The organism is Streptomyces sp. NPDC030991 (assembly GCF_055571235.1).
In genome coordinates, this window is record NZ_JBVIFR010000015.1 from 63,011 (window position 1) to 81,836 (window position 18,826).

The window sequence follows — 18,826 nt, forward strand, 5'->3', positions numbered from 1 at the left end:
CGTCGACGTCGGCACCCCCAGAGGCTGCCTGGGGCAGCGGTATGGCCCAAGTGGCCTCCAGGAAGCTCCCTTTGGGCTGGGGAGGGGTTCACCCGGCTCGTCCGTCACGTGGTCGGGACCACGTGTACCTCGGGATACTTCTCGCGCCAGGGCCGCAGCGCATCGGACAGCGCTTGCACCTCCTGGTCCTCCCACAACGCACGGTCCCTCTTCGCGACAGCGAGGGGAAGTGACCGCACGGGAGAGGGCGGGCACCTCCAGGCGTGGAGTGCGTGCAGGCCCGCTCCGCGCAGCCATGCGGCGTGCAGCGCGAGGTCGAGAGCGGCGCCGGCCGGATCGCGGGCGTCGATCCCCACGGTCACCTTGGCGGGGCGGCGCCGCGGGACGCGGCGCGCCGGAGGTAAGGGCACGAGCGCCACCGGACCGGGGCTCCGTACGGCGAGCCCGAGTGCCACGGACCCAAGACGCAGCCCTGCGTATCCACCGGCCCCGCGCACGCCTATCACCATCAACTCGCAGTCCGCGCCGAGGGAGAGCAGCTCGGGCACGACGGCGCCGAGGAGCACGCTGCCATCAGCTGGGACATCGCGACGGGCCGTGAACTGCGCACGAATACGCGCAGCCGCAGGACGGCCTCCCACCGGGGACACGTGCGCCAGCTGCAAAGGCAGTCCGCGAAGCTGTGCCTCCCGCGCCGCCCAGTCGACCGCGGCTGCGCTCCGCGCCGACCCGTCGATCCCGACCGCCATCGCGCGGCTCATCCCGCTTCACCTCCCGTGTCGGGCACCCCACCCGATCCGAGAGTCCGCGGCGGCAGGCACTCCGGCGAACAGGGGCCGGACGGGCCTGTGCGGGGGACCGGCGGCCCCTCCTTGGGTCCTGCACGCAGCGAAACGATGAGGTCAGACGTAGAGACAGACCTCACGGAAGGGTGGCACATCATGCCGCGACCAATCGTCGTGGGAGTCGACGAATCTCCCGAGAGCCTTGCCGCCGCCGCATGGGCAGCCCAGGAGTCAGTCCTGCGTGATCTGCCGCTGCGGCTCGTGCACGCCTGGAACTGGAGTCCGCATCCCCCCTCCGATGTGCCGATCGGTGTCACGACCGTCGGCGCGGCGCAGCGTGTGCGGGCCCGAGCGACGCTGGACAACGCGGAGGCCCGTGTACGCTCCGCCTGCCCGACCGTACGGTTGACGGCCGACCCGATCGAGGGCGCTGCCTCACCTGTATTGATCAGAGTCGCCGACGAGGCCGAACTGCTCGTCCTCGGCTCGCGCGGCCTCAGCGCCGTCACCGGTGTCGTCGTGGGGTCCGTGGCGCAGAGCGTGTCGGCCAAGGCGCCCGTGCCGGTCGTCCTTGTCCGTGCCGGGGGGCCCGATTCCGGGGACGGCGAGGCACCGCCGGGCGCACCACGCCCCGAGGTGGTGCTGGGCCTCGACCTCGACGACCCCTGTGACGACGTACTCGAGTTCGCCTTCACCACGGCCGGGGTGCGCGGCGCGCGCCTGCACGTCGTATCCATGTGGCGGAAGCCGGCCTTCTACTCGCTGGGGCCGGGAGAGCTGGGCCTCGCCGAAGGGCCCCGACGCGAGGAGGAGTGGCGAGGCGTGCAGGAAGCCGTGCTGCAGTCGTGGCGCGGCAAGTTCCCCGGTATCGAGGTGGCAGGAACGGTCATCGAAGGACGGTCGGCCGGTCCGTTGCTCGCCGCGGCCGAACGGGCGGGTCTCGTCGTGGTCGGGCGACGTACACGCGAGGACCACCGCTCGAGCCACCGCACCGGCCCCGTCACGCAGGCGGTGATCCACCAGGCCCGCTGCCCCGTCGCCGTCGTTCCGCACCCCTGACACCGACCCGAACCGCGCTCCGCAACCCGAGAAGGGCTCGTCATGAGCACGCCGAAGCAGTATGTGTACGCGTTCGCCGACGGCAGCCGCGACCTGGCTGACCTGCTCGGAGGCAAGGGCGCGGGCCTGGCGGAGATGGTCCGGCTCGGTCTGCCTGTGCCGCCAGGCTTCACGGTCACCACCGAAGCGTGCCGCTCCTACCTCACGACCGGCGAGGAGCCGCCGGAACTGGGCTTAGAAGTGGCTCGGCACCTCGCGGCCCTGGAACGGGAAGTGGGACGGACCGTGGGAGCCGCCGCGAATCCCCTGCTCGTGTCCGTGCGCTCTGGGGGGAGGTTCTCCATGCCCGGAATGATGGAGACGATCCTCGACATAGGACTGGGCGACGACTCCGTGGAGGGCCTGTCCCGCGCCACAGGACAGGAGCGATTCGCCTGGGACTCCTATCGTCGGCTGCTCCAGATGTTCGGGCACACCGTGATGAACGTCGAGGCCACGTTCTTCGAGGACCGCATCGCAGCCCGTAAGGAGGCGCACGGCCTCAAAGGTGACAGCGAGCTGGACGCGCGACAACTCCGGCTGCTCGTCGCGGAGTTCAAGTCACTCATTCGGCAGGAAAGCGGCACGGACTTTCCCCAGGACCCGGTCGAGCAACTCCAGCTGGCCATCCGCGCCGTCTTCGGCTCCTGGAACAGCGAACGCGCCCGCCTCTACCGCTCGCGTGAGCACATCCCCGACGACCTCGGCACCGCCGTCACCGTCCAGGCCATGGTGTTCGGCAACCTCGGCGCGGATTCCGGCACCGGAGTCGCCTTCACCCGTGATCCCGCCACCGGCGCACACAGCCTGTACGGGGACTACCTTCCCGACGCGCAGGGCGAGGATGTCGTATCCGGAGTGCGCGACGCGCTGACCCTCGACGCCCTGAAGTCGGTCCGCCCCGGCGTGTACGCCGAACTCGCCCGACACCTCGCCACGTTGGAACGGAACTACCGCGACTTGTGCGACGTCGAGTTCACCGTCGAGCACGGCAAGCTGTGGATCCTGCAGACGCGTGTCGGTAAACGGACCGCCGAGGCGGCCTTCCACACCGCGTACGACCTGGTGGACGAGCGCGCCATCAGCGAGGACGAGGCGCTGGCGCGCGTCGACGGAGCGTCCCTGAACCATCTGATGTTCCCCCGCTTCGCCCGCCGCCCGTCCGACACGCCACTCGCCACCGGTGTGCCCGCGTCTCCCGGCGCCGCCGTGGGCGTGGTCGTCTTCGACTCGCACACCGCCGTACAGCGTGCCCGGACAGGTGAGCACGTCGTCCTCGTACGCCGGGAGACCACGCCTGAGGACCTGCCGGGCATGATCGCCGCGGAGGCTGTACTCACCAGCCGCGGAGGCAAGACCAGCCATGCCGCCGTAGTGGCCCGCGGTATGGGCAAAGTATGCGTCTGCGGCGCGGACGCGCTGACCGTCGACATCGCCGCCCGTCGTCTCACCACCCCCTCCGGAGTGGTGGTGCACGAGGGGGACACCGTCTCCGTCGACGGCACGGCAGGCACCGTGCATCTCGGAGCGCTGCCCCTGGTCGACTCGGAAGTCCGCCGCTCCCTCGAGACAGGCGCCCGCACCGGCACGTTGAGCGACGCGGTGCAGCGTGCCCTGAGCCATGCCGACGAAGTGGCCCGCCTGGAGGTACGGGCCAACGCCGACACCCCGGCCGACGCCGAACTCGCCCGGCGGCTCGGTGCCCGGGGGATCGGACTGTGCCGCACCGAGCACATGTTCCTGGGGGAGCGCCGCGTCCTGGTCGAGGACATGATCCTCGCGCATGACAAGACAGCCCGCCGAAAGGCCCTGGCGGCGCTGTTGCCCCTGCAACGGCTCGACTTCACCGGCATCCTGCAAGCCATGGACGGCCTGCCGGTCACCATCCGCCTGCTCGACCCGCCGCTGCACGAGTTCCTGCCCGACCTGACCGACCTGTCCGTCCGGGTGGCGACCGACGAACAACCGGATCCGCGCGAAGCCGAACTCCTCGAAGCCGTGCGGAGGCTGCACGAACAGAACCCCATGCTCGGCCTCCGCGGCGTCCGCCTGGGCCTGGCGGTGCCCGGCCTGATGGGGATGCAGACCCGAGCGATCGCCGAGGCAGTGGCTCACCGGCTGCGCGACGGCGGCAACCCGCTCGCCGAGATCATGATCCCTCTGGTGGCCTCAGCGGCCGAACTCCGCCTGGCACGTGCCGAGGTGGAGCAAGTCCTGGCCGACGTGTCCAGGGAGACGGGTCACCGCATCGACTGTCCGATCGGCACGATGATCGAACTGCCTCGCGCCGCTCTGACGGCCGGGCACATCGCAGGCTCGGCCGACTTCTTCTCCTTCGGCACCAACGACCTCACCCAGACGGTCTGGGGCATGTCGCGCGACGACGCGGAGGCGTCCTTCTTCCCGCTCTACCTGGACCGCGACATCTTCCCGGTCTCCCCCTTCGAGAGCATCGACGAAGAGGGCGTAGGCGAGCTGGTGCTCCGCGCGATGAAGGCCGGACGGGACACGAACCCGCAACTCACCACCGGCGTGTGCGGTGAACACGGCGGCGACCCCGCCTCCGTCCACTTCTTCCACCGAGCCGGCCTCGACTACGTCTCCTGCTCACCGTTCCGGATACCGGTCGCGCGGCTCGAAGCCGGCCGGGCCGCACTCGGCCCGACCGGAGCGAGCGACAGTCGATGTGACTGACGCCGGTGGGCACACCAGGGACCGTCCAAGGGCCAACAGGGCTCCCGACAGGGCCTGTTCGTCCCTCATCGCCACCCCTTCGGATGCACGCCCCGACAGGCCGACGGCGGCAGAGTCAGTGGTGTCAGGACATCGTCCGACTGCTTTTGAAGGGATCAACGTCATGGCCGTGCATGAGCACTCACACCGAAGCGGGGGCTTCCACCTGCCGGGCCACCGGAGGCAGGCGGCTCCCACCCGCGACACCGCGGCGTCGGCGCGCACCGACAGGCACACCGCGCAGGCCTATGCGTTCGGAAGCCTGCGCCTCCTGACAGGCTTCGTCTTCCTCTGGGCATTCCTCGACAAGACGTTCGGCTTCGGTTATGCCACCCCTTCGGGCAGGAACTGGGTGGATGGCGGCTCGCCGACCCAGGGCTTCCTGAGCGGCGTCGCCGCCGGGCCGATGCAGTCCACGTTCCACTCCTGGGCCGGTGACCCCTGGGCCGACTGGCTGTTCATGCTCGGACTTCTGGCCATCGGGCTCGCCCTGATCGGCGGCATCGCACTGCGACTGGCCGCTGTCGCCGGCACGGTGATGATGGCGTTCATGTGGCTGGCCGAATGGCCGCCGGCCAAGCACCTCGCGGACGGTTCCCCGAGCATGTCGACGAACCCGTTCGTCGACTACCACGTGATCTACGCCGTCGTCCTGATCGCGCTGGCATTGGCCGCCGCCGGCAACGCCTTCGGACTGGGACGCCCGTGGGCCCAACTGCCCCTCGTACGCGACCACTCGTGGCTGCGGTGACCTCGCACGGTATGGCGCTCCCATGCCGGACGGCCGCACCGGGGGGACCGTCGGCCGCCCCGAGTTCTCGGCCCCGTCCCCGGCGGGGCCATAGGGCCTGATCGAGCTCAGGAGCCCTGCTCGGCAGGGCCCGGGACTTCACATGCCGCAAGCGACGCCACTTGGGAGGCGACAATCATGTCCCGCACCATCACCGTGGGTCTTGACGGATCGACCGAGAGCCAGGCCGCGGGCGAGTGGGCGGCCCGTGAGGCGAAGATGCGCGGCTTGCCGCTCAGACTCGTTCACGTCTGGCAGCCCGTCGCGGACCCCATTGCCCAGGCGCCCTTGCCGAGCGCCGACATGCAGGCCCACCGGTCGCAGCGCATCCTCCGTGAGACGGCCGAAGGGCTACGGCTGCGTCACCGCGGCATCTCCGTCGTCACCGAACAGCTGACGGGTGTGCCGGCCGAAGCGCTGGTGGCGACCGCGGCCGACTCGGACGTACTGGTTCTCGGCACACGGGGCCTGGGCCGGATCGCCGGCTACGCGGTCGGCTCCGTGGGTCTGTCCGTCATCGCCCATATCCAGACACCCGTCGTGCTGGTCCGGGCCGGTGAACAGGCCGCGGACGAGCACATCATGGACATCGCTGGAATACCCTCCGCGGCGACCGAATTCCGTCCCGTCATCCTCGGCCTCGACACCGAGAGCACCGACGCCACGGTGATCTCGTTCGCCTTCGAGCAAGCCGCACGCCGTCGAACCGCGTTGAGGGCGGTTCACTGCTGGGACGTGGCTCCGTACTACATCTACGGACTGCCCGCGGACCCGGCCCTGAACGCCGATATCGCCCGTCAGAAGGCCGCTGAACTCGCCGAGATCCTGCGCCCATGGCGGCAGAAGTTTCCCGCGGTCGATGTCATGGAGGATTCCCACTACGACAGCCCCGCCCTCCGACTGGCGGGCATGGCCGACGAGGGATCCCTGATGGTGGTCGGCCGACGGGTGCGGCGCAGCCCGTTCGGCACCCACATCGGGTCCGTCGCGCATGCCGTTCTCCACCACGCCGCGACGCCGGTGGCAGTCGTGGCACACGGTCCGGACGCCGCCGAGGAAGCTCGGTCGTGAAGACAGTGAACATCACCGTCCGATCAGGGAGGTCGAACACCATGGAGAAAAGGGTTCTGGTCGCTTACGGGACCGGTAACGGCGCCACAGCGCAGATAGCCGGTGCCATCGCCGATGTGCTCCGCAAGGCAGGACTGCAGGCTGAACCGCGACTGGCACGATTCGTGGCCCACGTCTCGCCGTACGACGCGGTGGTGCTCGGCAGCGGACTGTACGCCGGTCGATGGAAGAGGGACGCCCGCCGGTTCGCTCGCCGTCACCACCGGGCTCTGGCCGAGCGGCCCTTGTGGATCTTCAGCAGCGGCCCGCTCGACACCACGGCGTCGGAGCGGAGCATCCCGCCGACGCCGGCCGTCCAGCGCGTCGTGGACGGCCTCGGCGCCCGCGAGCACGTCACCTTCGGTGGATGCCTGGAGTCCGGCGCATCGAGTTGGGGAGCACGCATGATCCTTCGCTCGGGCAAAGGCGGGGACTACCGGGACTTCCCTGCGATCGAGAAGTGGGCGGCCCACGTCGCCGACCAGCTGGTCGGCGAACTCGGCCACGTCGGCTGACCGATGACCGTGGTGCCCGCCTGCCCCGGAGGGCACCACGACGAAGGAGAAGCGCTGTGCGCGTGCGGACGTGGGCATGGCGCCTGGCAAGGTCAGTCCTCAGGTTCTCCGGACCGCGGGTGCGCAGGGGTCTCCCGCGAACCGGTCCTTGCCGGGCGCGCGCCTTTGTGTCTCCCGGTGAACGCGTCTACGAGGCGCCTCCTGCTGCCACCAGTTCACCGAGGTCCCCGACCACCACGTCAGCGCCGTGGGAGAGCAGTGCGTCGGTTCGCTCACGGGCGGGGGTACGGTCCACTCCGATGACGAGCCCGAATCCTCCGACCTTGCCGGCCTCTACGCCGGCCAGGGCGTCTTCGACGACAGCGGCCTGACCGGGTTCCACCTTGAGCCTGCGGACCGCTTCGAGGAACAGGTCTGGTGCCGGTTTGCCCGGCAGGCCCAGGCGTGCCACTTCTGTTCCGTCGACGACCGCCGCGAACACGGGAAGGACTCCGGCGTGCTCCAGGAGCTCATGGGCGTGCCTCGACGCGGACGCGGCAGCGAGCAGCACGCCGCGGTTCTGCAACACATGGAGCAACCGCACCGTCCCGGGATAGGCCAGGACCGCCGGACCGTCTCGCAGCCGCTCCGTGTAGTGCTGGTCCTTCGCGACGGCCACGGCTTCGACCGCTTCCGGGCCGGGGCGCAACCCTCGGGAGGCAAGGAACGCGGTGGCTCCGTCGATCCGCGACTTCCCGTCGACGTACAGCGGATAGTCGACGGCCGTGTCGAAGGGCCCGCGCTGCTCGGGGGCGGGGGGAGGGCACTTGAGAAGGAAGGCGTCGAAGGCGGTCTTCCACGCCGATGCGTGCAGCCGCGCGGAGTCGGTGATGACTCCGTCGGTGTCGAGGACGACGGCGCGTACTGTGCTCAAGAGGCCTGCGATCTCTTGGGACATCATGCCCTCCGAACGGTTCATGATCCGTGGTGGGGAACAACGGCGACCGGACAGCCCGCGTGATGATGCAGCACGGTGTGGGCGACAGTGCCGAGCTGGAGACCGAAGTGGCCGTGCCGTCGCCGGGCACCCACCACGAGGAGGTCGACGGTGGCCGAACCGCCGAGGTGCCGAAAGCAGCGCTGCCGACGGCGAGCAACATACCTGGTTCCTCGCCTCCACCGTCTCACCGATCCACCGCCGGGTGGCAGAGCCGGTCCGGCCCGAATACGGACCCTTCGGCCCGGACGCCAGGTTCGCTCCGAAAGGAGGCTGTGCCCACAGGAGTTGAGAACAGGCCCGGTGTCCTTGCCGTCGGCACTGAGGGCCACGGCCAGTGCTGGGGCCGCGTGCATGGCGCCGGCCATGTCACCCACGTGAAAGCCGGTATGAGTGATATGTCCGCCGCCTAGGCGTCCCGGGACGTCGAAGAATCCGGACGGGCCGAGGAGATTGAGCTCATGGCCAGGCCGTGGGCGATGCCGTTGCGCTGGATCTCGGAGGTGCCGGTCAGGACGCGGAACATGCGGATCTTGCGGAACAGGAACTCGATCTCGTTGCCCTGGGTGAGGCCTTCCTTGCCGTGGATCTGGACGGCTTGGTCGAGGATGCGGAAGGCGGACTCGGCGACGAACAGCTTGCACATGAACGCCTCGGTGCGGATCTCCTCGCCCCGGTCCAGGGCGGCGAGCGCGGCGTAGGTCATGGAGCGTGCGGCGTAGAGTTCGGTGGCCATGTCGGCGACCTTGTGCTGGATGGACTGCAACTGCAACAGGAGCTGGCCGCCGGCGACTTTGCGCGTACGGGTGCGCTCCAGGGTTAGGTCGAGGGCGCGGCGGGTGGCGCCGATGACGGTGGGGCAGTGCAGGAGCCGGTTGGTGGTGACGCGGCCGAGCGCGATGCGCATGCCCTTGCCCTCCTCGCCGAGCAGGTTCTCGGCGGGGACGTGGCAGTCGTCGAGGATGATGTCGCTCTCGATGTGTTCGCCGGACATGGGCGTGGCACCGTCCGTGACCCGGCAGCCGGGGCTGTCGAGGTCGACGAGGAACGCGGAGAACGACGGCTTCTCGCCGTCCTGTTCGCCGGTCCCGTCCATCCGGGCCACGACGATGGCGAAGTCGGCGAATGGGCCCGCGGAGCTGAACACCTTGTGGCCGGTCAGCCGGTAGCCGTCGTCGTCGCGCACAGCGGTGGTGCGCATGGAGCGCACGTCGGAACCGGCATCGGTCTCGGTCAGCGAGAAGCAGCAGGCGCGTTCCCCGCGCACGAGAGGCAACAGGTACGTGTCCAGTTGGTACTCGGTGGCGTGCCGCAGGATGTCGCCCGCACGCAGTGGGCCGCCCATGTCGCCCAGCACGCTGTGGCCGAGTACGCGTCCACTGGCGCCGATCTCTTCTTTCAGGGCGGCCAGGGCCGTGTAGGAGAGGTCCTTGCCGCCGTACTGTTCGGGCAGGTGGATGCCGTAGAAGCCCAGCTCGCGACTGCGCTCCCAGACCGGTTCGAGGTCGGCGCGGGTGAGGCGGGACTCGTGGGTGATGTCGCGTTCGCGTTCATAATCGGCCAGTTCACCTTCGAGGTAGGTGCGGAGCCGGTCGACGAGGTCGGACAACTGCGGGTCGTCGTAGGAGGGGCGCAGGGAGAAAGACATCATGTTTCCTTGAAGGAGGGGGGCGGGTCAGTTGACGCGGCGGTCGGCGCCTGCCCAGTACGGTTCCCGCACAGCCTTGCGGTCGAGCTTGCCGTTGCGGTTGTGCGGCAGTTCACTGACGAGGTCGACGCTCCTCGGCTTCTTGAGGCGGTCGAGGCGTTCGGCGCAGAACGCGGTGATGTCGTCGGCGCTCAGGTCGTGTCCTGCCCGGGGCACGACGACGGCCTTGACGGCCTCGCCCCAGGTCTCGTCGGGCACGCCGACGACGCAGACCTCCTGGACGCCGGGGTGTTCGTAGAGGGCGGCCTCGACCTCGGTGCAGTAGATGTTGAACCCCCCAGAGATGATCATGTCCTTCTTGCGGTCGACGAGGAACAGATAGCCGTCCTCGCGCATCCAGGCGAGGTCGCCGGTGTGCACCCAGCCGTCGCGGAACGTCTGCGCCGACAGGTCCGGCTCCTGCCAGTACGCGCGTACGCAGTCGGGCCCCCGGACGATGAGTTCCCCGACCTCGCGGGGCGGCAGGGGCAGGCCGGCCTCGTCGACGACGCGGATCTCGGTGTCGTACGTCGCCCGTCCGCACGACTGCAGGAGCTCGGCGTCGTGGTCGACTGCGTGCGCGATCTCCTCGCTGCTGAGGCCCGCCACGACACTGGTGGTCTCACCGAGTCCGTAGCCCTGCGCGACGACGGGACCGAAGAACTCCACGGCGTCCCTGAGGCGTTGGGGTGAGATGGGCGCGCCGCCCACCCGGACGCTGACCAGGCTGGACAGGTCGCACCGGACCGCGTCCGGGTGGGCGAGGACCATGTTGACCATGGCGGGGACGAGGAAGGTGGCGGTGATCCGCTCCTTCTCCACCGTCTCCACGAACGCCTCGGCGCTCCAGGTCGGCAGCACGTGAGTGGTCGCCCCGGCGAACATGTTGGCCAGCAGTGTCATGCCGGTGGCGTGCGTGATGGGGCCGCAGGCCAGGTAGCGGGTGCCGGGGCGGGGCCGGGACTCGTCGCTCATCAGCAGCTTGCGCATGTTGGCCAGCCGGTTGCCGAAGGTCTGCACGGCCGCCTTGAGTGTCCCGGTGGACCCGGAAGTGAAGTTCAGGACACAGGCGTCGTCCTCATCGACCTCCACGGGAGCCGCCTCCGGTGCGTCCTGCGCGAGAAGGGCCTGGTAGCCGAGGACGCCAGGCGTGAGGAGCGCGTCGTCCTCGTCGAGCTGGACGGCGAGGCAATCCGTGCCGGCCGCCTCGACAGCGGCGAGCGCGTCCTCACGGTGCGCCGCGTCAAAGACAAGGACACGCACCGGGGCGTAGCCCAGGATGTGCTCGATCTCCCCGCGCCCCAGCCGGGCGTTGATGGGTGCGCGCACCAATCCGGCCTTGTACAGGGCGAATTCGATCTCGACCAGTTCCCCGCGGTTCCAGGCGAGTGAGGCGACCGCGTCACCCCGGCGCAGACCACGGGCGATCAGTGCGGCGGCGAGCCGGTCGGTCGCACGATCGAGCTCCGCATACGTCCAGGAACGGGCGCCGCAGATCAGCGCGGTGGCGTCGGGCCAGTAGCGGGCACTGCGGGTGAGGTAGTTACCGAGGTTCATCGACGATCTCCAGCCGTGAGTCTGAGCAGTGTTTATATACGGACTGATCGATTACAGACAGAGTGTTTTGTAACGCGCGGGCTGTCAAGAGCCATCTAGACTGTGCGCGGACAAACTCACGGGGTTGAGGAGGCCGCATGGTCGAGGACAGGCGCACCAGACGAACTCGCCGGGCGCTGGGCGGCGCGCTGGTGGAACTGGTGCTGGAGCGCGGCTTCAGCGCGCTTACCGTCGAAGACATCACCGAGCGGGCCGACGTGGCGCGCGCCACGTTCTACGCGCACTTCAAGGGCAAGGACGACCTGTTCGCCCGCGTCACCGCCGACCTGCTCGAACAGCTCGGTCAGCGCCTTGAATCGGCCGTCTCCGGCAGTGCCGTCGGATTCACCGGCAAGCCCCTGTTGGAGATGCTGCGCCATGTCCGCGACGAACGGGACACCTACCGCGTCGTCCTGCGCGGAGAGGGCGACGGCAAGCCCCTGCAGACGTTCGTGGACTCCCTGGCCGCCGCGACGTCACAGGAGTTCAAGGCCCGCGCTGAGCGCAACGGCGTCGAGCCGCGCATCGACGCCGACCTGCTGGCCCGCGTCTGGGTCGGCGAACAGGTCGCTGTCCTGCGATGGTGGGCCGAGCAGAACACCGAGCCGATGCCCGCCGAAGAGGTCGTCCGGATGCTGCTCGACCTCGCGATGCACGGCCGCTACTGGGCCAGCGGGCACCCCAGCCCGCCCCAGGGCTGACTGCGTGCCCACCGTGCGGCGCGGCCGGACCAGTGCTGCCCTAGGCGACCGACTTCAGCCGGAGTGCGTCCCGGGCCGGATTGATGCAGCAGGCCGCCACCACCCCGCAGCCGATCATGACCGCTGCCGCCAGGGCGAACGACTGCGCATAGCCCGCACCTTGCGATGAGGCCGTATCGAGAAGTCGCCCGGTGAGGGAGGGGGCCAACAGGCCGGGAAGCGTCCCCGTGGCGGCGACGATGCCGAACAGGGCTCCCCGCTGGGAGGCCGGGGCCACCGCTGCGGCCGTCATGTAGTGCAGCGGGAAAGCGATCGAATGCGCGCCGAACGCGACGGCGATCAGGACCAGTTGGACCGGTGTGGCCCCGGGGACCGGGACCAGCGCCATGGCCGTTCCCGCGCAGACCACCGCCACTCCCTGCGGCACACCGCTCGACCGACGCAGCGAGGCCCCCCTCCGGGTCAGCCGGTCCACCGCGGGGGACAGCGCGAGCAGCAGCACAAGACTGAAAGCCGATACGGCGCTGATGACCGAGGCCGCCGCCCCGGGGCTCATGGACAACTGGGTCCTCAGATAGGACGGCAACCACGCCTGACTCACCGCCATCGCCCACGATGCCCCGAACGCGCTCGCCACGCTTCCGATGACCGTGCCGCACAGCAACAACCGCCGATACGGCACGCGCGCCTGCCTGTCCGTCTGCCCGGCCTGCGGATCGGCGGCGGGCTTGTCGTCGTACGGGCCGTCGTGCCCGACGCACCACCACACGCCACTCCATATCAGGCCGGCCACGGCCAGCACGGCGAACGCCGACCGCCAGCCGAACTGGGTGATGAGCCAGGTCACCACGGGGGCGGCCACCAGCGTGCCCAGCGCGGCGCCGCTGATCTGCAGAGCCGAGGGCAGACCGCGGCGCCCCATCGGGAACCACTTGTACAGGGCGTGCATCGACATGGGCGTGGCCGGCCCCTCCGCGGCGCCGAGCAGCAGCCGACCGGCGAGCAACGTCGGCACGGTCGCCACGATCAGGACCGGCAGTTGGGCGAGTCCCCACACCAGGCACATCACGAACAGCAGGACGCGGCTGGACAGCCGCGAGGAGAAGAAGCCGACCACAAGCCCGGACAAGCTGAACAGGACCGAGTAGGAACTGGAGATCAGTCCGTAGGTGCTGTGGCTGATGTCCAGCTCGTCCATGATGGGGCCGGCCGCCAGGCCCAGCACCGACTTGTCCGCGAAGTTGACCACCATGAATGTGACGATCAACGCGGTGACGAGCCAGGCGCGGCGCCGGTCGAACGCCGGTACTCCGAGATCACCGGGTGCATCGTGAGCCAGCTGTGGTGATGGCTGTGAGGACATGAACAGACTCCTGCGACTCAGAAAAAGCAGGGCGGATTACTCGGCTGCGGGAGTGCCGGTGGAGGGGGTGGCGCCCCCGTTCTTGCGGCAGCAGGACGCAGCAGCACGAAGTATCTGAACTGATCGTCTATTAACGGCTTGAGTGTCCGGCAACGTAACTCGCTGGCCACTTCTGGTCAACAGTTCTGGTGACGTGCGATGTTGATGTGCGAGATCCGGACCCGCTCCGCCACTGGCGAATGGACCGCATCGCTGGAAGCCTCGAGTGGCGCGGCCCCCGGCCCGGCCCGCAGTGTGCCGACCGACACCGCCGACGTCGGCCAGATCACCCTCACCGCACCCGACGGACGGCACCAGGCCGCGCTCTTCTCCAGCCGGGCAGTAGAACCCGAGCGGATCGACCTTGCTCTCGTCGGCGGTACCGGGCTGCGCGGAGGAAGCCGCCCATCCACGGATCTTGATGAGGGAACGCCGGGCATCGTCGTATCCACGGAGCATGAAACGGACGGCCATGTGTAGTCGTGCATCAACACCGGCGCACACACTGGGCGTTGGCTTCGTTACGATCACCCTCCCGAATACTGGAGGTCACAGTGAGCGAACGCCCTGTCCGCACGGTCGAGGTGCCACTGGGAGACGGCAGCGACGAAACGATCCGTGTGCAGATCCGTGAGGTGGACGAGGCCCTCGTCCGGGTCGGCCGCGGAGGCCGCTCCGTAGCCCGGGCGCAGCAGTCGTTCGGACAGATGCTGGACACCGTACGGCCTGTGGCGGAGAGCTTCGTGGCCAGGTTCCGGGGGCTGGCCAACGCACCGGACGAGATCACGCTGGAGTTCGGGGTGTCACTGTCGGCCGAGGCGGACGTGGTCATCGCCAGCACCGCGACAGCGGCCAATTTCTCCGTGAGTCTCACGTGGCACAGAAGTGACCAAGGAGACCCAAGTGGGCCCGTCCCCCCGATAAGTTGATCCGACCAACTCGCGGGGGACGTGGAGGTCACGGTGACGGGAGTCGAGTCACGCAGCGCCGACGAGGCGCTGCACGCGGCGGTCGTCCGGGTCAGGGGAGAGAACGACACGATCGCCGGGGCCGGCGTCCTCGTCGCCCCGGACCGCGTGCTGACCTGCGCCCACGTCGTTTCGGACGCGCTGGACCGGGACCGGGACCTCGACGTCACCGTCGGAACCACGGTGCTCGTCGACTTCCCGCTGGCCGACGGGACCGCGCGGCAGCACTTCACCGCCGAGGTCGAGCAGTGGATACCGGAGCAGCCCAAGCACTGCGGAGACGTAGCGGTCCTGCGGTTACAGGACGCCGTGCCCGGCACACGCCCGCTGCTCATGGCCAGCCCGGACGAACTCTCGCGCCGCCCGGTGCGCATCGTGGGCTTCCCCGACGGCGAGTTGGGCATGGTCTGGCACCGGGGAGAACTCAGCGGAAAATCCTCGGGAGACTGGATCCAGCTCTCCCGGGCCGACACCCGGACGGCTCACATCACGGGCGGCTACAGCGGCAGTCCCGTATGGGACGAGCAGCGAGGTGCGGCAGTGGGTATCGTCGTCGCGGCCCAGCGGAGACAGGACGATACCCAGCAGGCTTTCGCCATCAGTGTGAAAGCGGTGCTGGAGAAGCTGCCCGACCTCGCCCGCGCCCTGACACCGGACCCCTTTCGTGGCCTGGCCGCCTTCCAGGAGGGCCACGAGGACTTCTTCTTCGGGCGCGGCGACGACATCGAGGAAGTGGTCGCGGCCCTGAAGGAGGACCGCCCGGCCGTCATCCTCTACGGACCGTCGGGCTCCGGGAAGTCCTCGCTGGCGCTGGCCGGCGTCGTGCCCAGGATGCGACGGGAGAACCCGGAGAACTATGACGTGGTGGTGGTGAACGCGGGGACCGACGGGTCCCTGCTGTCCGGACTGGCCACCAATCTCTACGGAGACGTTCGCGGCGGGCGGTACGGGGACCGGCCGGCGGAGAGCGCCGACCAGGTGGAGGAATGGCTCGCGGGCAAGGGCCTCGTGGACACGCTGAACCGCCTGCGGGGCAGGACTGGCGGCGAGTACCTCGTCGTTCTCGACCAGGCCGAGGCCCTCCTGGACCGGACCGAGGCAGAGATCGAAGAAGCCGCCGGGCTCTTCTTCCCCCGACGCCGCCCGGGCAGTGGGGCGCGGCTGCTGGTCACGCTCCGCTCCGACTTCATGGACGAGGCACTCAAACACCCCAGGCTCGGGCCTCTCCTGGGAAACAGCAGGACAGTCCCGCTGACGCCGATGTCCCGTGAGCAGCTCGGGGAAGTGATCACCAAGCCGCTGGAGAAGGCCCCCGCGGTGACGTACGACCCAGGACTGGCACAGCGCATCCTGGACGACGCGTGCCGCGAACCGGAGAACCTGCCACTCCTCGGCTTCTTGCTGAAACAGCTCTGGGACCAGCAGTTCGCCGGCCGACTGCGCACGTCGACGTACGAGGCGATGCACGGCGTGAAGGGCGCACTGGAGGAGCACTGCAATGACGCCTGGAAGCAGTGTGTCGGCGAGAACGAGAGGGCCGCCGCGGCGCGGTTGCTCAGGGGCCTGGTTAGGGTGCTGCCCGGCAGCGAGACACCCCTGCGCCGCAGACTCACGCGCGAAGAGGCGGGCGAGGCCGGATGGGAGCTCGCCCGGTCCTTCGCCGGACGACGGCTGCTCGTGCTGCGCGGCGACAAGGATGGACCGGAGACCGCCGAGTTGGCCCATGAGGCGCTGATCAACGTCTGGGCCGCTCTGCGGCAACAGGTGCAGGAGGACGGGAAGTTCCTGGCGGGCCGCGCGGAACTGAACCACGATCGCGACCGCTGGGTGAAGGAAGGCAGACCGCCGGCGCTGCTGCCCGGAACGGTACAACTGGTCTCCGTACAGAACTGGTTGAAGGATCGAGACGGGGAGCTGACCGACGAGGAGCGGGATTTCCTGGCCCGTGCACGGCAGCGCCGACACGTCCACCGAGCCCGCGCCCGCGCCGCCTGGACCGCGGCCGCGGTGGTGCTCGCGCTGATCGCCGGCCTCGGCACCTTCCTTGTCTACCAGCAACGTGTCAGCACCCAGCGCGAGGCGGAGTCACATTCACGTCTGCTGGCCAACCTCTCCGCCGAAGTGGCCAAACAGGATCCGGGGCAGGCGGCGCTGATCGCCGTGGGGGCGTACGAGATCGCGCCGACGGACGAGGCCCGTAACGCCATGCTCCGCAGATACGACCAGTTCAAGGACGCGGCATGGGTGCTGACCGGTGCCGAGGGGAAGATCCGCAACGCGGCGACGAGCGTCGACGGCGCGGTGACGCTCGTGACCTCCGGCAACGGGCGCGGCACGCTGTTCGTACGCCAGACCGGCGGAAGGATCCGACGAGCCCAGCTCAGCCTTGACGCAATGGCCTACCTTCCGCAGGTCAGTCGCGACGGACGACGGATCGCCTATCTGTCGGCGGCCGGTACGGTCGTCTGGCACGACGTCGATCGCACTGCCGACAAGCCGGAGGACCTGCTCGGGACGGCACATACTCTGCGCGGCGCCGAACTCGAGAAACTGGCCGACAGGGCGGATGTGATGAGCGAGGACGACAACCCCATGGCGTTCTCACCCGACGCCAGGGAACTGGCCACGGTCTCCGGCCGCCGACTACAGCTGTGGGATCTGGCCACGGGGCGCCACCGGGATGTGCCCGGCCGGGTGGCCTGGGACCAGGAGGCCCTGTGGTTCGGGCAGGACGAGAACACACTCGTGCTCCAGACCGGGGCCGATATCAACAAGGCCTCCGTGACGACCGTCGACGTCGACACGGGGAGGGTTCGCAAGCTGGCGGACGATGTCGACACAGACACGCTGTACGGCTCGGCCGTCGGCCTGTCCGGGGACGGCACCGTACTGGTCGTCTGCCGGTCGGGACAGTCCGGTAGCGACACGAAGGTGTACCAGGCGCTGCGTGTGACGGACGGACGGGCGCTGAACCGCTACACGTACAAGGGAGTCAATAGGGACTGCGGAAGCATCGCCGTCGATGCGAAGGGCCGACGCTTCGCGGCGAACACCTTCAGATCGTGGGTGGTCGTCGACATCGAAAAGGGCCGCAGCGTGCAGCAGACCACGACTCGTGGGGCACCCGAGAAGGTGGTCGGCCGTCTCCTGCGACATGGACGGCAACCGCTCGTGCTCACACTCGATGAAAACAAGAACGCACTGACCGCGCTGCCGCTCACCCCCAGCGACGTCGACGGCGGAGATGTCGTCGTCAACGCACCACGACTGATCGGCGGCGGGAAAACCATGGTGGCCCGCGTCAAACCCATTGACGAACCCACCCGCGACGAGGTCTTGGCGCTTGTCGACGCCTCCTCCGGCCGCATCACGTCCGAAGTGAAACGGCCCGATTCACCTCTGGGCCCTGAGCCGACCGCAGCGGAGTCACTGGCGGTCAACGAGGCCGGAACCCTCGTGGCGGACGTGGTCGGCGACAACAGGATCCTGATCCGTCAGCTCCCGTCCCTGCACAAGGTGGCGGAGATCACCACACGCACGCCTCCCGTCGACAAGGACGGAAACGCCGAACGTCTGACGCTCGTCTTCCTCCCCGGCGGCGATGGACTCCTGACGCGCTCCGGCAGCCGAATCGAACACTGGAACGCCCGGACCGGCCGCCACTTCTCCAAGACCATCGACGCCCGCACGCTCAAGCTCAGTAAGAAGAACCCGCCCGTCTTCGGCTCGACCGAAGGGGCGTTTGATTCGGGCTTCGCCGTGGACCCCAGCCCCGTAGCAGGCTACGCACAAATAATGATTCGCGGCGAACCAGTACTGCACGCCGTGAATCTGCGCACCGGCAAGGAGAATAAAGCCCTACGCGTCCACCTCGGTCCGGACGTCGAGCGGGCTGTGCTCGACAGCAGCGGACGGTACGCGGCCGCGAAAACGCCGGGCGGCATGCTGGAACTATGGTCGGCGGAGCCCGGACAAAAGCCGGTGAAAAAATTGGGCCCACTCGGTCCATTGGGGGCTAACCGCAGTTTCTCCGGCGAGGGGTTCACCTTCAACTTCACTGGAAAAGACGGGCAGTTCTACGTGGCCAACGGAAGCTCCGTGCGCTTCCAGCAGCTATCGGACCCCAGTGATTTCAAGACCTACGATTTCGCGGCGAACCAGTACTTCGTGGCCGCCACCAAGGACGGCAAGACCCTGCTGCGGGCCCTGTCCGAAGGCGGCATGGGAGGAAACGAGGGCGGCGGCCGCTTGGACCTGATCCGCCTCGACCCCGACCTCTGGAAACGCCACCTGTGCGACGCTGTCGGCCACGACCTAGCCCATGATGAGCGCAGCGGCCTGCCCTCGGGGCTGCCAAAGGTGATCTGTCCGGCCTGAGAGCCTGTCTGTGAATCCCCGTCTGCGCAGCGACGCCCGGCTCGGCCGCGCCGGCCGCCGTGGACCGGCTCTGTCAGAGCCGGACAAG

General features: G+C 68.9%; 14 protein-coding genes and 2 pseudogenes. 9 read left to right on the forward strand and 7 right to left on the reverse strand.

Features of this window, described 5'->3' with window-relative positions:
• Positions 1–104: 104 nt before the first annotated feature.
• Together ACZ45E_RS26455 and ACZ45E_RS26460 are read right to left on the reverse strand one after the other, a co-directional pair.
• A complete protein-coding gene (locus ACZ45E_RS26455; protein ID WP_468225111.1) occupies positions 105–566 on the reverse strand; it encodes a universal stress protein in 462 nt (153 codons plus the stop codon).
• A 63-nt stretch (positions 567–629) separates the two neighbouring features.
• Positions 630–761, reverse strand: a pseudogene (locus ACZ45E_RS26460) (universal stress protein); the annotation flags it as partial.
• 180 nt (positions 762–941) lie between these two features.
• On the opposite strand from ACZ45E_RS26460, the gene ACZ45E_RS26465 reads away from it, so the two are divergent.
• The 5 genes from ACZ45E_RS26465 (at position 942) to ACZ45E_RS26485 (ending at position 7,031) form a co-directional block, all read left to right on the forward strand.
• Entirely contained in the window at positions 942–1,844 is a 903-nt protein-coding gene (locus ACZ45E_RS26465) for a universal stress protein (RefSeq protein WP_468224833.1), read from the forward strand.
• Between the two features lie 42 nt (positions 1,845–1,886).
• On the forward strand, positions 1,887–4,577 hold the full coding sequence (ppdK, locus tag ACZ45E_RS26470; RefSeq protein ID WP_468224835.1) for a pyruvate, phosphate dikinase: 2,691 nt from the start codon (positions 1,887–1,889) through the stop codon (positions 4,575–4,577).
• Positions 4,578–4,740: 163 nt separating this feature from the next.
• Positions 4,741–5,367: a hypothetical protein gene (locus ACZ45E_RS26475; protein WP_468224838.1), complete on the forward strand. Its 627-nt coding sequence runs from the start codon at positions 4,741–4,743 to the stop codon at positions 5,365–5,367.
• A 177-nt stretch (positions 5,368–5,544) separates the two neighbouring features.
• The gene (locus ACZ45E_RS26480; protein ID WP_468224841.1) at positions 5,545–6,477 is read left to right on the forward strand and encodes a universal stress protein; all 933 of its coding nucleotides are present in this window, start codon (positions 5,545–5,547) and stop codon (positions 6,475–6,477) included.
• 41 nt (positions 6,478–6,518) lie between these two features.
• Positions 6,519–7,031 carry a flavodoxin domain-containing protein gene (locus tag ACZ45E_RS26485; protein ID WP_468224843.1) on the forward strand — a complete coding sequence of 171 codons (513 nt, stop codon included), beginning with the start codon at positions 6,519–6,521 and terminating at the stop codon, positions 7,029–7,031.
• A 187-nt stretch (positions 7,032–7,218) separates the two neighbouring features.
• On the opposite strand, the gene ACZ45E_RS26490 is transcribed toward ACZ45E_RS26485, so the two are convergent.
• The 4 genes and pseudogenes from ACZ45E_RS26490 to ACZ45E_RS26505 all read right to left on the reverse strand — a co-directional run bounded on the left by ACZ45E_RS26490 (position 7,219) and on the right by ACZ45E_RS26505 (position 11,251).
• Entirely contained in the window at positions 7,219–7,971 is a 753-nt protein-coding gene (locus ACZ45E_RS26490) for an HAD family hydrolase (RefSeq protein ID WP_468225113.1), read from the reverse strand.
• A gap of 14 nt (positions 7,972–7,985) precedes the next feature.
• Positions 7,986–8,126 (reverse strand): annotated as a pseudogene (locus tag ACZ45E_RS26495) (universal stress protein); the annotation flags it as partial.
• A gap of 290 nt (positions 8,127–8,416) precedes the next feature.
• Positions 8,417–9,658, reverse strand: coding sequence for an acyl-CoA dehydrogenase family protein (locus tag ACZ45E_RS26500; protein ID WP_468224844.1), 1,242 nt, complete (start codon positions 9,656–9,658; stop codon positions 8,417–8,419).
• Between the two features lie 24 nt (positions 9,659–9,682).
• Complete coding sequence (locus ACZ45E_RS26505; protein WP_468224847.1) at positions 9,683–11,251, reverse strand: class I adenylate-forming enzyme family protein; 1,569 nt, start codon at positions 11,249–11,251, stop codon at positions 9,683–9,685.
• Between the two features lie 137 nt (positions 11,252–11,388).
• Here ACZ45E_RS26505 and ACZ45E_RS26510 point away from each other — a divergent pair, with 137 nt between their 5' ends.
• Positions 11,389–11,991, forward strand: a complete 603-nt coding sequence (locus ACZ45E_RS26510) for a TetR/AcrR family transcriptional regulator (protein ID WP_468224850.1) — start codon at positions 11,389–11,391, stop codon at positions 11,989–11,991.
• Between the two features lie 40 nt (positions 11,992–12,031).
• Here the strand turns inward: ACZ45E_RS26510 and ACZ45E_RS26515 are convergent, their stop codons facing one another.
• Positions 12,032–13,354, reverse strand: coding sequence for an MFS transporter (locus ACZ45E_RS26515; protein WP_468224853.1), 1,323 nt, complete (start codon positions 13,352–13,354; stop codon positions 12,032–12,034).
• 198 nt (positions 13,355–13,552) lie between these two features.
• Here ACZ45E_RS26515 and ACZ45E_RS26520 point away from each other — a divergent pair, with 198 nt between their 5' ends.
• From ACZ45E_RS26520 to ACZ45E_RS26530, 3 genes are all read left to right on the forward strand, one after another.
• A complete protein-coding gene (locus ACZ45E_RS26520) occupies positions 13,553–13,873 on the forward strand; it encodes a hypothetical protein (RefSeq protein WP_468224856.1) in 321 nt (106 codons plus the stop codon).
• Positions 13,874–13,947: 74 nt separating this feature from the next.
• Positions 13,948–14,322, forward strand: a complete 375-nt coding sequence (locus ACZ45E_RS26525; protein WP_468224859.1) for a CU044_2847 family protein — start codon at positions 13,948–13,950, stop codon at positions 14,320–14,322.
• A 33-nt stretch (positions 14,323–14,355) separates the two neighbouring features.
• Positions 14,356–18,738, forward strand: coding sequence for an nSTAND1 domain-containing NTPase (locus ACZ45E_RS26530; protein ID WP_468224862.1), 4,383 nt, complete (start codon positions 14,356–14,358; stop codon positions 18,736–18,738).
• Positions 18,739–18,826: the final 88 nt, after the last annotated feature.